The 12,758-nt window shown below is 73.2% G+C and carries 14 protein-coding genes; 7 read left to right on the top strand and 7 right to left on the bottom strand.

Annotated elements, in window-relative coordinates; all coding sequences use genetic code 11:
- The first annotated feature begins 91 nt into the window (after window positions 1-91).
- Entirely contained in the window at window positions 92-826 is a 735-nt protein-coding gene (locus tag ACY0MR_RS21120; protein ID WP_473554682.1) for a TetR/AcrR family transcriptional regulator, read from the top strand.
- Here ACY0MR_RS21120 and mqnP read toward each other — a convergent pair.
- From mqnP to ACY0MR_RS21105, 3 genes are read right to left on the bottom strand one after another with little or no spacing between them, the layout of a single operon-like run.
- On the bottom strand, window positions 816-1,739 hold the full coding sequence (gene mqnP, locus ACY0MR_RS21115; RefSeq protein WP_361852192.1) for a menaquinone biosynthesis prenyltransferase MqnP: 924 nt from the start codon (window positions 1,737-1,739) through the stop codon (window positions 816-818). The two genes, ACY0MR_RS21120 and mqnP, sit on opposite strands and share 11 nt — an antisense overlap.
- Window positions 1,736-2,134 carry a hypothetical protein gene (locus ACY0MR_RS21110; protein WP_388806699.1) on the bottom strand — a complete coding sequence of 133 codons (399 nt, stop codon included), beginning with the start codon at window positions 2,132-2,134 and terminating at the stop codon, window positions 1,736-1,738. The genes mqnP and ACY0MR_RS21110 overlap by 4 nt, the downstream gene beginning before the upstream one ends.
- The gene (locus ACY0MR_RS21105) at window positions 2,131-3,588 is read right to left on the bottom strand and encodes a menaquinone biosynthesis decarboxylase (protein ID WP_388806701.1); all 1,458 of its coding nucleotides are present in this window, start codon (window positions 3,586-3,588) and stop codon (window positions 2,131-2,133) included. The genes ACY0MR_RS21110 and ACY0MR_RS21105 overlap by 4 nt, the downstream gene beginning before the upstream one ends.
- Window positions 3,589-3,677: 89 nt before the next feature.
- Between ACY0MR_RS21105 and ACY0MR_RS21100 the strand changes: the two genes are divergently transcribed.
- Window positions 3,678-4,070, top strand: coding sequence for a PLD nuclease N-terminal domain-containing protein (locus ACY0MR_RS21100; protein WP_388806703.1), 393 nt, complete (start codon window positions 3,678-3,680; stop codon window positions 4,068-4,070).
- A gap of 1 nt (window position 4,071) precedes the next feature.
- Window positions 4,072-4,956 carry a LysR family transcriptional regulator gene (locus tag ACY0MR_RS21095; protein WP_388806705.1) on the top strand — a complete coding sequence of 295 codons (885 nt, stop codon included), beginning with the start codon at window positions 4,072-4,074 and terminating at the stop codon, window positions 4,954-4,956.
- On the opposite strand, the gene ACY0MR_RS21090 is transcribed toward ACY0MR_RS21095, so the two are convergent.
- A complete protein-coding gene (locus ACY0MR_RS21090) occupies window positions 4,859-5,788 on the bottom strand; it encodes a DMT family transporter (protein WP_388806707.1) in 930 nt (309 codons plus the stop codon). The genes ACY0MR_RS21095 and ACY0MR_RS21090 overlap by 98 nt on opposite strands.
- A gap of 125 nt (window positions 5,789-5,913) precedes the next feature.
- Window positions 5,914-6,105 (bottom strand): hypothetical protein, encoded by a 192-nt coding sequence (locus ACY0MR_RS21085; RefSeq protein ID WP_361852175.1) that lies wholly within the window; start codon window positions 6,103-6,105, stop codon window positions 5,914-5,916.
- Between the two features lie 245 nt (window positions 6,106-6,350).
- Between ACY0MR_RS21085 and ACY0MR_RS21080 the strand changes: the two genes are divergently transcribed.
- The 4 genes from ACY0MR_RS21080 (at window position 6,351) to ACY0MR_RS21065 (ending at window position 11,304) form a co-directional block, all read left to right on the top strand.
- Window positions 6,351-6,977 carry a hypothetical protein gene (locus ACY0MR_RS21080; protein ID WP_473554678.1) on the top strand — a complete coding sequence of 209 codons (627 nt, stop codon included), beginning with the start codon at window positions 6,351-6,353 and terminating at the stop codon, window positions 6,975-6,977.
- 31 nt (window positions 6,978-7,008) lie between these two features.
- Entirely contained in the window at window positions 7,009-7,473 is a 465-nt protein-coding gene (locus ACY0MR_RS21075; RefSeq protein ID WP_473554676.1) for a nucleoside deaminase, read from the top strand.
- Between the two features lie 164 nt (window positions 7,474-7,637).
- The gene (locus ACY0MR_RS21070; RefSeq protein ID WP_403316092.1) at window positions 7,638-9,728 is read left to right on the top strand and encodes a hypothetical protein; all 2,091 of its coding nucleotides are present in this window, start codon (window positions 7,638-7,640) and stop codon (window positions 9,726-9,728) included.
- Between the two features lie 4 nt (window positions 9,729-9,732).
- Window positions 9,733-11,304, top strand: coding sequence for a hypothetical protein (locus ACY0MR_RS21065; protein WP_388806715.1), 1,572 nt, complete (start codon window positions 9,733-9,735; stop codon window positions 11,302-11,304).
- Window positions 11,305-11,335: 31 nt separating this feature from the next.
- On the opposite strand, the gene ACY0MR_RS21060 is transcribed toward ACY0MR_RS21065, so the two are convergent.
- Window positions 11,336-11,869 (bottom strand): SRPBCC domain-containing protein, encoded by a 534-nt coding sequence (locus ACY0MR_RS21060; RefSeq protein WP_388806717.1) that lies wholly within the window; start codon window positions 11,867-11,869, stop codon window positions 11,336-11,338.
- 32 nt (window positions 11,870-11,901) lie between these two features.
- Window positions 11,902-12,657 carry a c-type cytochrome biogenesis protein CcsB gene (gene ccsB, locus ACY0MR_RS21055; RefSeq protein ID WP_473561860.1) on the bottom strand — a complete coding sequence of 252 codons (756 nt, stop codon included), beginning with the start codon at window positions 12,655-12,657 and terminating at the stop codon, window positions 11,902-11,904.
- Between the last annotated feature and the right edge of the window lie 101 nt (window positions 12,658-12,758).

Genomic DNA, 12,758 nt, shown 5'->3' with positions numbered 1-12,758 from the left:
TTATCCATAGATGTCTTCTGGTCAAGGCGTAGCGTGAGGACGGCTCCCCTCCGGGGCCGCGCACGACGGACCGCACGGTGAAGGCGGGCAGATGGCGATCGAGAAGGGCCCCGCCGCGGGGCGCCGGGAGCCGGGCAGGCGCGCGGGCGACCACGGCCGCTACGGCCGGCTCAACCGCGAGCTGGTGCTCACCGCCGCGCTGGGGCTGGTCGACCGCGAGGGGCTCTCCGCCCTGAGCATGCGCCGGACCGGCGCGGAGCTCGGCGTCGAGGCCATGGCGCTGTACCGGTACGCCGCCGGGAAGGACGCGCTGCTCGACGGCCTGGTCGAGGCGGTCTACGCGGAGCTGGAGGAGGAACTGGCCCGCTCCGCCGAGGCTCCCGGGTGGCGGGAGGAGCTCCACCGGATCGCCGCGGCGACCCACCGGGTCGTCCTCGGCCACCCCCAGGTGGCCCCGCTCCTGGCCACCCGCATGCTGGCGGTCCCGCTCGCCCGCCGCCCGCCCGCCGTCCTCAGGGACCACGAGCGCGTCCTGGTGCTCCTGGGCCGCGCGGGGCTCGACGAGGAGGCCCTCGCGGAGGCCTTCCGGGCCGTCAGCGGCTGGATCCTCGGCTGCTGCCTCGGGGACCTGCGGGCCATGGTCGACAATCCCGACGAGCCCGACCCGGCGTTCCGCCTCGGACTGCACCGGCTGCCGGCGCACGAGTTCCCCCGCCTGCGGGCCGCCGCCCCGGCGCTCGCCCGGCGGGGCGGCGCCGAGGCGATGGCCGCCGGGCTCGACGCGCTCCTCGACCGCTTCGCCCCCGGGGCGACGCCTACGGGGTGAGCCCGCGGACCAGCAGGTCGAGGAGGGCGCACACGAACAGCGCCATGCCGATGAAACCGTTCACCGTGAAGAACGCCCTGTTCAGACGGGACAGGTCGTGCGGCTTCACGATCGAGTGCTCGTAGCAGAAGGCGACCGCCACGATCACCAGACCGGCCCAGAAGAAGGCGCCGGCGTCGGTGAGGAGGGCGTACCAGACGAGCAGGCCCGTGGTGACGACCGCGGAGGCGCGGGCGCCCCACAGCGCGGCCGGGATGCCGAAGCGCGCCGGTACGGACAGGACGCCGTGCGCCCGGTCCGCCTGGACGTCCTGGCAGGCGAAGATCAGGTCGAAGCCGCCGATCCAGACGCCGACCGCGAGGCCCAGGACGACCGCGTCCCAGGACCAGGTGCCGGTCACCGCGAGCCATGCGCCGATGGGCCCGATGGCCTGGGCGAGGCCCAGGATGGCGTGCGGGAAGTTCGTGAACCGCTTGCCGTACGGATAGACGACCATCGGGATGACGGCGAGCGGCGCGAGGGCCAGGCAGAGCGGGTTGAGCAGGGCGGCGGCGCCGAGGAAGACGACGACGGCGATCCCGGCGCCGGTCCACGCCGACCGCACGGACACGGCCCCGGTCACCAGCTCGCGCTGGGCGGTCCGCGGATTGCGTGCGTCGATCTCGCGGTCGATGATCCGGTTGCAGGCCATGGCGAAGGTCCGCAGGCCCACCATGCAGACGGTGACGAGGAACAGCGTCCACCAGTGGATGTTCCGGTCCAGCTGGTACATCGCGGTGAGCGAGGCGGTGTACGCGAAGGGCAGCGCGAAGACCGAGTGCTCGATCATCACGAGGCGCAGGAAGGACTTCACCTTCCCGTCGGAGTCGGGCGCGGGGCCCTGTCCGAGGACGCCTTCGGCGGCCGATGTCATACGAGGGACCTCCGGAAGTCGTCGAGGCGACCGCGCAGCTCGGCCCGGTCCATCGGGTCGATCTCCAGGTCGAGGTGCACGGTGGTGTCGTGCCCGTTGGGGGTGAGCCGGACCACGAAGGCGAGGTCGTCGCCCGTCCGGACCGACCGGAGCTGCAGCGGGTTGTCCCTGCTCTCCTTGACCTCCAGGCGGAACGGGCCGTCGCCGTCGACCCCGGCCAGGAACGCGTCGGCGAAGGCCGCGGCCTCCCCGGCCCGGAGGTCGCACTCGAAGTCGGCGGCGAAGGCGCCCACCCAGTCGGCCGTCACCCGCCACTGGCCGGGGGCGTCCTCCTCGGGGGCCAGCTCGACCCAGGCCTGGTCGTCCCCTATGCGGAGCGCCACCGCCTCGGTCACAGCCCGTACTCCTTCCAGCGGCGGTCCACGAGTGCGGCCGTCGCCGGGTCCGACTCGACCATGTCCGGCCAGCCGCCGTCCCGGGTGTAGCCCTCCTCGGGCAGCTTCTTCGTGGCGTCGATGCCGGCCTTGCCGCCCCAGAACTGCTGGTAGGAGGCGTGGTCGAGGTGGTCGACCGGCCCCTCGACGACCGTGAGGTCGCGGGAGTAGTCGGTGTTGCCGAGGGCCCGCCAGGACACCTCGTGCAGGTCGTGGACGTCGCAGTCCTTGTCGACCACGATGATCAGCTTGGTCAGCGACATCATGTGCGCGCCCCAGATGGCGTGCATGACCTTCTGCGCGTGCTTCGGGTACTTCTTGTCGATCGAGACGATCGCGCAGTTGTGGAAGCCGCCCGACTCCGGCAGGTGGTAGTCGACGATGTCCGGCACGATGATCTTGAGGAGCGGCAGGAAGAAGCGCTCCGTGGCGCGGCCGAGCGGGCCGTCCTCGGTGGGCGGCCGGCCGACGACGATCGACTGGAGCAGCGGACGCTTCCGCATGGTGATGCAGTCGATCGTCAGCGCGGGGAACGGCTCCTGCGGCGTGTAGAAGCCGGTGTGGTCGCCGAACGGGCCCTCGGGCAGCATCTCGCCCGGCTCCAGCCAGCCCTCGACGACGACCTCGGCGTTCGCCGGGACCTGGAGCGGCACGGTCTTGCAGTCGACCATCTCGATCCGCTTGCCCTGCACGAAGCCGGCGAAGAGGTACTCGTCGATGTCGCCCGGAAGCGGGGCGGTGGAGGCGTACGTCACGGCCGGCGGGCAGCCGAAGGCGATCGCGACGGGCAGCCGCTCGCCCTTCGCCGCGGCGACGGCGTAGTGGTTCCGGCTGTCCTTGTGGATCTGCCAGTGCATGCCGATGGTGCGCTTGTCGTGCCGCTGGAGCCGGTAGAGCCCGAGGTTCCGCACCCCGGTCTCGGGGTGCTTGGTGTGGGTGAGCCCCAGGTTGAAGAAGGAGCCGCCGTCCTTGGGCCAGGTGAAGAGCGCGGGGAGGAGGTCGAGGTCGACGTCGTCGCCGGTCAGGACGACCTCCTGCACGGGGGCGTCGTCCGACTTCACCTTCTTCGGCGGCACGTGGACCATGGCGCCGAGCTTGCCGAAGGCCTCGCGGACACCGATGAAGCCCTGCGGGAGCTCGGGCTTGAGCAGCCCGCCGATCTTCTCGCCGATCTCGGCGTACGACTTCAGGCCGAGGGCCTTGAGCAGCCGGCGGTCGGTCCCGAAGACGTTCATCGCGAGCGGCATCGAGGAGCCCTTGACGTTCTCGAAGAGAAGCGCCGGACCTCCTGCCTTGTTCACCCGGTCGACGATCTCCCCGACCTCCAGGTACGGGTCGACTTCGGCCTTGATGCGCTTGAGGTCGCCTTCGCGCTCGAGGGCCCTGAGCAGCGAGCGGAGATCGTCGTAAGCCATAGGGGCCAGTATCCGCCACGGGCTACGCTGGACGTGTCACCGGGGCGGTCGAAACGAGCCCCATCGCTGCTTCCAGGGGGCTGTCCCACATGCTCAGGGCGCTGTTGTTCATCCTGCCTCTGGCGCTGATGATCTACGCCTTCATCGACTGCCTGAACACCCCGGAGGAGGAGGTCAAGCACCTTCCGAAGCCGGTCTGGGCCATCGTCGTGCTGCTGTTCTCCGTGGTCGGCGCGATCGGCTGGATCGTCGCGGGCAAGGACCGGCGGCCGCGGGCCCGGGGCGGCGCGGGCGGCTGGGTGGCCCCCGACGACAACCCCGAGTTCCTCAAGTCCCTCAGGGACGAGAAGCGGACCGACGCCCCCGCCGACGGCCCCGACGACGAGACCGCGCTCAAGGACTGGGAGGCGGACCTCCGCCGCCGCGAGGAGGAGCTGAGGAAGCGCGAGCAGGACGGCGGCGAAGCCCCCGAGAAGCCCTGAGATGGAACTCAGACTCCTGGCCGCCTTCGAGAAGGTGGCGACGGTCCTCTCCTTCACCCGGGCCGCCGCCGAGCTGGGCTACGCCCAGTCGAGCGTCACGGCCCAGGTCCGCTCCCTGGAGTCGTCCCTGGGGGTGGAGCTCTTCGAGCGACTCGGCAGCCGCATCCGCCTCACCGAGGCCGGGGAGCGGCTGCTGCCGTACGCCCGGGGGATGGCGGACCTCGCGGAGGAGGCCCGCGCGGCCGTCGCGGCCACGGCGGACCCGGCCGGCACGATCGCGGTCGGCACGATGGAGTCCCTGACCTCCTACCGGCTGCCGCCGCTCCTGGAGTACTTCCACCACCGCTATCCGGGCGTGCGCCTCACCCTGCGGCCGACCCTGGGCGACGAGACGCGGCGGGCCCTGCGGCAGGGCACGTACGACGTGGGGTTCCTGATGGAGCCGGAGACCGAGCACGAGGGCCTGGAGTCGGAGGTCCTGGCGCCGGAACCGCTGGTCCTGGTGGCGGGCCCGGCGCACGCGCTGGCCGGCCGTGCGGAGCTGACTTCCGCCGAGGTGGCGGGCGCGCAGCTGGTGGGCACGGAGCCGGGCTGCCCGTACCGCGACCTGTTCGAGCGCGAGCTCGCGCCCTGGTCCCCGCCGTTCATGGAGTTCGGCACGATCGAGGCGACGAAGCGCGGGGTGGCGGCGGGCCTCGGCGTGGCGCTCCTCCCCCGGGTGGCGGTGGCGGAGGAGCTGGCCGCGGGGACCCTGGCGGCCCTGCCCTGGGAGGCCCCGTTCACCCTCTTCACCCAGCTCGCGTGGCGACGGGGGAAGCGGCTTCCGCCGCACGTCCGCCTGTTCGTGGAGCAGGCGCGGCGACTGGTGTCCGAGCAGCGAGGGTGACCTTGAGGCTGGCGAGGACGATCAGGGGGACGCCGAGCGCCTGGACGAGCCCGATGTGGTGCCCGTAGACCGCCCAGTCCACGCCCATGGCGACGGCGGGGTAGGTGAAGGCGAGCACCGCGATCTTGGCGGTGGGCAGCTTGGCGTAGGCGGCGTACATGAGGACGTACATCAGGCCGGTGTGGACCACGCCGAGCCCGACCAGCCAGCCCCAGCCGCCGCCGAGCTCCGACGCGGCGCCGAAGTCGACGAAGGGCAGCAGCAGCGGCAGTCCGACGAGCACCTGCACGAGCGCGATCAGATGGGGCCGCACGCCGGTGATCCGCTTGGTGACGAAGGTGGCGAGGGCGTAGAGGACGGCGGCGGCGAGCGCGAACCCGAGCCCCTTGAGCGAACCGGTGTCCCCCGGCCTCACCCCGGAGACGAGCACAAGCCCGGCGAAGGCGAGCAGGAGCCAGCCGAGCTTGCCGGCGGAGATCCGCTCCCGCAGGAAGACCGCCCCCAGCAGCACGAGGAAGAACGGCTGCGTGTGGTAGACGACGGTGGCCAGGGAGATCGAGGTGGCCTCGTACGCCTCGAAGAGGAACACCCAGTTGAAGACGATGAAGGCCCCGCCGAGGGCGGCCAGGCCGAGCGTCCTCGGAGTGAGGCCGTGCCCGGTGAGGTAGCCGCGGGCCAGGCTGTAGGCGCCGAGGGCGGCGGCCCCGAAGAGGCAGCGGAAGAACACCACGTCGAAGGGGGACGCGCCCGACTCGACGACGAAGACGCCGAGGGTGCCGGAGAGCACCATGGCGAGGGTCAGTTCGACGGTTCCCCTGGTCTCGTTTCTCATGCCGACGACGCTACGAGCGCCCCGGATCCGGGTCCACGGGCCAGTGGGGCGACCTGCCGATGACCCCGATCGGCCGGGCCGATGGGGCTCCCGGACCGCCGCGGGCGCGGCGGTCCGGGGGAGGCTCAGTTGTCGGAGCCGACGGTGTTGTCGTGGCCCGCGTTGAACACGTCGTCGTGCGCGAACTGGAGCCAGTCCCCGAAGACGACGGTGTGCGAGGCCTCCGGCTCCAGTTCGACGGTGACGTCGGCGCTCGCGACGCCGGCGGCGCCGAGGACGAGGACACCGGTGGCGAGGGCGGTCAGCAGGGGACGCATGGAGGACACCTCTCGGTAGTGCGGCGGAACGCCCCGCCGACCGGCGGAGCACCCCGTAAGCCAAGGCCACGAGCCGTCCCGCCCCCCGGCGCCGGGCCGGTGGGACCGCGACCGTCAGCCGATCGGCGGAGGCCGGTGCCGGGGGCCGACCGCCGGCGAAGCACCCGGTACATCGCCCCCAACGGAACCTCGCACGTGTGTTCTTGTGTGAGAGCGATCAGGAGATCCGATCGTGAGGGGGAACGGTGAGCAGGAAGCTCGAACGGAAGATGCTGCGGCTGCTGGCGGGCGGGGGGCCGGTCGCGCTCGGCGCGGGCTCGGCCTCCTTCAAGAGACTCGCCCGATTGACCCTGCTGGCCGAGCAGTTCGGCTACACGTACGCGGACCTACGACAGGGAGGAACCAGCTTCACCCTGTACCTCGTGCCGGACCTCCGGCCGCGGGCGCGGGAACTCGCCGCGGAGAACTGGAGCAGATACCCGCGGGCCGCCGAGGGAGGACCCGTGCCTGCGACCGACCTCGAGACGTACGCGCTCCTCAGGGCCAGGATGCTGTCCGACCTGGAGCGGCGGTACCGCAAGGAGGTCCTCTGGCTCATCAGCGTGCCCCTCGTCCTCGTCGCCCTCGACTTCGGGAGCGATTTCGGTGACGGCTGGGACTCCGTCCTCACCATCGCCGCCGCCGCCTGGGCGGGGGCCGTCGTCCTCATGCTGCCCTTCCACGTGTGGGGCCGACGGACGGCACGGAAGAGCGCGGCCCTCCTCGAAGCGGCCGGCTTCACCCGGGTGCCGGACGAGAACGGCAGGCTCCGCCACGTGCCCCCGGGAGACGGGGCACGGCCCGGACCCGGTGTCGCGGGCGGCCGGAGGTGAGGCCGCGCCTCCTCCGGGGAAGGCATCCCCCATGGACGAGCGTCTCGGCAAGGACCTGGCCCGGGAGTGGCTCGCGGTCGCCGTCGGCGAGGCGCGGGCCGGGCTCGCCGAGGGCGGGATCCCGATCGGCGCCGCGCTCTACGCGGCCGACGGGACGCTGCTCGGCCGCGGGCGCAACCGGCGCGTGCAGGACGGGGACCCGTCCGTGCACGCCGAGACCGACGCCTTCCGCGCCGCCGGCCGGCAGCGCTCGTACCGGGGGACGACGATGGTGACGACCCTCTCGCCCTGCTGGTACTGCTCCGGCCTGGTACGGCAGTTCGGCATCTCCCGGGTCGTGGTCGGGGAGGCCCGGACCTTCCACGGCGGGCACGACTGGCTGGCGGACCACGGCGTCGAGGTGCTCGTCCTCGACGACCCGGCGTGCGCCGCGATGATGCGGGAGTTCATCGCCGAGCGGCCCGCCCTCTGGCACGAGGACATCGGCGACGACTGAGACCCGGCCCCGGAAGCAGCGGCATGTCCCCGTCCGGACACGGAGAGGCAACACCTCCAGAACAGAGCCGAGAAGCCGAACGCCTTCCCAACAGAGCGTCGATATCCTTGAGTTGACTGTGACGGGGGTAGTCCGGGGCAACGCGGGCAACGGGGGAGCAGGGCGTGGACAGGGAGCTGTACGGCCGCGAGGCGGCCTTGCACGACGCCGGGCTGGTCGCGCGCCTCAGCGGCCTCACGAGGGACGGCACCTCCCGGGTGCCGTTCGAGCACGGTGACGATCCGCCGGTCACCGTCTTCACCGGCGGACGCGGTACGGGCAAGACCGCCCTGCTCAAGGAGGTCCGCAACCGCTACAGGGGGTACACGCCGCTGGCACTCCTCGACTGCGCGCACGTCGAGCCGCCCGCCGACCACGGACCCGGCTGGACCCCGCTCACGGGGGCCCTCGCCGAGCTCGCCGTGCAGATGTCGCCGAAGGTGCTCGGCGCGCGGCCGGTGCGGTTCCCCCGGGTGTCGCTCGGGCTGGTCGCCGTCGCCTCGATCGGCTGGTCGCAGGAGGACGACGAGCGGGCCCGGCGCGACCTCCAGCGGCTCGGGCCGCTGCTGGCGACCGTCGACCCGACGCGGGGGGCCGCCACCCACTGGGTCGGCAAGGTCCTCGCCAAGCTGGCCGCCACCTTCGCCGAGGCCGCCGCGCCGCTCGCCGGGCTGCTGGCCGAGGCGACCGTGGAGACCGTCCTGGAGGAGGTGTTCGGCCGCCTCCAGCGCACCTCGGAGAGCTGGTACGGCGCCTACCGGAACGCCGGCGGACGCGGCAAGGCCGGACTCCAGCAGCTCGCGATCGACTTCGAGCAGGGCGGCCGCCGCCGCGCCGAGGCCGAGGGCTTCCTCGTCGGCGCACTGACCGAGGACCTCCTCCACCCCTATGTGGGGCTCCGGCGCGGCGGCCGGATCGGCCGTCCGCTGATCCTCCTCGACAACGCCCACGAACCGCTCGGCCGGCAGCTCGTCGAACCGATTCTGCGGGCCCGCGCCGAGGGCCGCCGCGACCGGGTCGTCGTCCTCGCCGCCTCCCGGGTCCGCGACCACGAGGGGCTGCGGAACGCCACCAGGACCCGGCTGCCGGAGACCGCGCACCGGGCGCCCAGCCCGCGCGACGCCCGCGTCGGCTCCGGCATCCTCGCCGTGGAGCTGACGCCCCTGTCCCCCTCGCAGACCCGGTCCGCCTTCGACCACCACGACCCGGCCGGCCGGACACCGGCCGAACTCTCGCGCGCCGTCCACCGGTTGACCGGCGGCCGCCCGCTCGGCGTCGCCCTGCTCGGCCGGGCCGCCGGAGAGGCCCCGGCCCACCTGCGGGCCGCCCTCACCCCGGGCGCGCTGCTCGACCTGACGGTGGAACTGCGCGAGGACGCCCCGCCGGTGCCCGTCGCCGCCACACTGCTCGCCGAACTCCTCCCGGTGCGGCGGCCCGGCCCGTACGCCGTGCTCGCCGCCGCCCACGACGAGGAGTCCGCCCGGATGCTCGCCCACGCCCGGCTCCAGGGCGAGTCCCTCGACGGCGACGTGGCGCTGCGCGTCCGCGACCGGCTGCGCGCCGAGGACTGGGCGGCCGCCGAGCCGGGCTCCGGCCACTTCGTGGCGGACCCGCTGCTGCGCGCCCTGCTCCTGCACCGGCTCCGCTTCGAGGACGGGGACCATCCCCGGTACGCCGCCTGGCACGCCGTCCACGAGACCCTGCGCCGGCACTACGGCCCCGAGCCCGGCCCGTACCGCCTCCACCACGACCTGGCACTCGGCCGCACCGAGGAGGCCGTCACCCGGCTGCGGACCACCTTCCCCGAGCCGGACGTCCTCGGCTGGCTGGAGCGGCTGCGGTTCATCGGCTCCGCGCCGTACCCCCGGGAGCGCGACCGGACCGGACCCGACCCGCGCCGGGTGATCGCCCTCGGCGGCCGCCCGGCGGCCGTCCCGGGCGGCGAGTCCGCCGACCTGCCTCCCGGCCTCGACCACGACACCACCGAACTCCACCTGTCCGTACGGCGCCTGCTGCACGCCGTATGGCTGCTGACCGATCCGCTCGCGCTGCCCGACGACGAGGTGGCCGACCGCCTGGCGCACGAACTGCGCCGGCTCTCCGGCCGCCATCTGACCGGCAGCGGTGCGCTCTGGGACGCGGCCACCCACTGGCCGCGCGACATCCGTGCCTGGCGGGAGCCGTCGCTGCCGCCGGGCCGCGAGGACGGAGTCTGACGCCATGCCCGACCGCCCGACCGCCCCCCGCATCGGACGACCGCTCGACCGGCTGCGCCGCCGTCTCCGCACCCCCCGCCAGAGGCTCGTCGCCTCCGTCGTCACCGCCGCCGTGGTCCTGGGCCTGGGCGGGTACGGCGTCGTCCGGCTCACCACTCCGGAGGACCGTTCCTGCGCCGCCGGCGTGGCACGGCCGGAGGGCAGCGACGAGTGCGTCGGCGTCAACGGCGACGGCCACGCCTTCGGCGTGCCCGAACTCGCCGAGGTGGCCCGGGCCATCGGCGCCGAGAACGCCGCGCTCACGCCCGGCGAGTACGCCACCGTCGCCGTCCTGCTGCCGCTGACCTCCACGGACAGCGGCATGCGGACCAAGGTGCTGCACGAGGTCCAGGGCGCGTACGCCTACCAGTTCCGGGCCAACCACGAGTCGAACAGCGAGACCCCGAAGATCCGGCTCGTGCTCGCCAACACCGGCAAGGGCAACGCCCACTGGCGCGGCACCGTCGACCGGCTGATCGCCATGACCGGAGCCCCCGACCGGCTGCGCGCCGTCTCCGGCGTCGCCACCTCCTCCACCGAGGTGCGCGAGTCGGTGGCCGCGCTCACCGGCGCCGGGATCGCCGTCGTCGGCACCACCATCACCGCCGACGACATCGCCAACGGCCCGGGCCCCGGGCACAACCGCTACCCCGGTCTCGCCCGCGTCTCCCCCACCAACAACGACGAGGCCAAGGCCCTCGCGCACTTCGGCCGGGTCGACGCGGCGAAGGCCCTCCTGGTGCAGGACACCCGCAGCGGCGACCACTACACGGACACCCTCAAGTCCGCCTTCGCCGCCTCCCTGAAGGGCGCCCCGTACGAGCCGCAGCTCTTCACCTCGCCGCCCGACCCCACCGACGAGGGCACCACCGCCAACACCTTCCGCCAGATCACCCATCTGATCTGCGACACCCGCGCCGAAACGGTCTTCTTCGCGGGCCGCCACACCCAGCTGCGCCAGTTCATCAACGCGCTCGGCTCGCGCGGCTGCCTCGACCGGGCCTTCACGGTCCTGACCGGCGACGAGGGCTCCTACCTGGGCGCGGACGAGCGGCTGGACCGGAGCGCGCTGAAGGCGCGGCTGACCGTGCGCTACGCGGCGCTCGCCCACCCCGACGCCTGGCGGCCGGCGGCGGGACGCAAGGTCCCGGCGACCGGCGGCTCGGTCGTGGCGTACACGACCTTCGTCACGGACATCGCCCGCGCCTCGAAGGATCCGGTGGCGCTCGCGGACGGTCAGGCCATCGTCGCGTACGACGCGATGGCGACGGCCGTGCACGCGATCCGCCAGGCGACCCCGCAGGGCGCCCGGTACCCGGAGCTCGCGGACGTGGTCACCCAGTGGCCGCAGGTCAAGGGCTCGCTGCGGGTGCAGGGCGCGAGCGGCTGGATCTGCCTCGACAACTACGGCAACCCGTACAACAAGGCGGTCCCGATCGTGGAGCTGGCCCCCGACGGCAGCCAGCGCTTCGTCCAGATCGCCTGGCCGGAGGGCACGCCGCCGGCGGCGTCCTGCCTGCCGCCGAAGCGGGGCTAGGGCCTCGCCGAAGAGGGGTCGGCGCCGGGCCTTACGGCACCCACGTCGGCCAGCGCGCCTCGTCCCGCTCGTACAGGTCGCGCAGGTGCCGCCACCGCTCGGGCGACCAGGCCGCCCAGTCCGACGGGTGCCCGTCGAGGGCGGCGGCGAGCCGCTCGAAGTGGTCGTGCCAGCCCGCGAGGCAGTCCAGCCGGTACGCGCGGTCGGCCCGCAGTTCGTTGGTGAAACGCAGCACGGTCGACCCGTCGTCCCCGGACGCCCCCGGTTCCAGGTGGAAGCGGATGCGTCCGTGCGTCGGATCGACCGTGTACTCGGCCACGTGGCCGGGGTCCCAGGCGGTCACCCGCCCCGACACCACGGTGTCGCCGTTCAGCCAGCGGAGGGTGACCCGGCCGTCGAGGCGTGGCTCCAGCGGGTCCGCCGCGCAGAGCCAGCCCGCCAGGCCCTCGGGGGTGGCGACGGCCTCCCAGACCTCGGACGGCGGATGGGGCAGCTCCACGGCGAACCGCAGGAGCTGCGCGTCCCCGTCGTGGTTCTCGCACCTGCCCCGGGGTATCTCGCTCATCCCACCAGGGTGGCCCCGGGGTCTCTCGCCCGCTACTCCACGCCCGCGTAGGAGTGCTTGCTGTTCACGAAGATGTTCACGCCGTAGTAGTTGAACAGGAAGCAGCCGAAGGCGATGAGCGCGATGTACGCGGCCTTCCGGCCCTTCCAGCCGGCCGTCGCGCGCGCGTGCAGGTACGCGGCGTAACCGACCCACGTGATGAAGGACCAGACCTCCTTGGCGTCCCAGCCCCAGTAGCGGCCCCACGCGTCGCCGGCCCAGATCGCGCCCGCGATGATCGTGAAGGTCCAGAGCGGGAAGACGGCCGCGTTGACCCGGTAGGAGAACTTGTCGAGCGAGGCGGCCGAGGGCAGCCGCTCCATGACGGAGCGGGCGAAGGCGCCCGGGTTCCCGCCGGTCGCCAGCTTGTTCTCGTACGAGTCGCGGAAGAGGTACAGCAGGGTGGCGACGGCGCCCAGGTAGAAGACCGCGCCGCAGAAGATCGCGGTGGACACGTGGATCCACAGCCAGTACGAGTCGAGCGCGGGGACCAGCTGGTCGCTGGGGGTCTTGAGCCAGGTGGTCGCCATGCCCAGGTCGAGCAGGACCGTGGTGACCAGCGGCAGGCCGATCCAGCGCACGTTCTTCTTGGCGACCAGGAAGCCGAGGTACGCGCCGACCGCCACCGTGGAGAAGGTGGTGGAGAACTCGTACATGTTGCCCCAGGGGGCCCGCTGCACGGAGAGCGCCCGGGTGACCACGCCCGACGCCTCCACCAGGAAGGCGAGGGCGGTGAGCGAGACGGCGATGCGGCCGTACAGGTCGCCCTTGACCGAGCCGCCGGCGGCGCCGGGGCCGTCCGGGACGTCGCGGGTGCCGGCCGCGGAACGGGTGACGACCTTCGGCTTCT

This window comes from Streptomyces sp. JN8, assembly GCF_055808075.1.
Note: the sequence above shows the minus strand (reverse complement) of the source record. Positions and strands in the feature narration are given on the sequence as shown.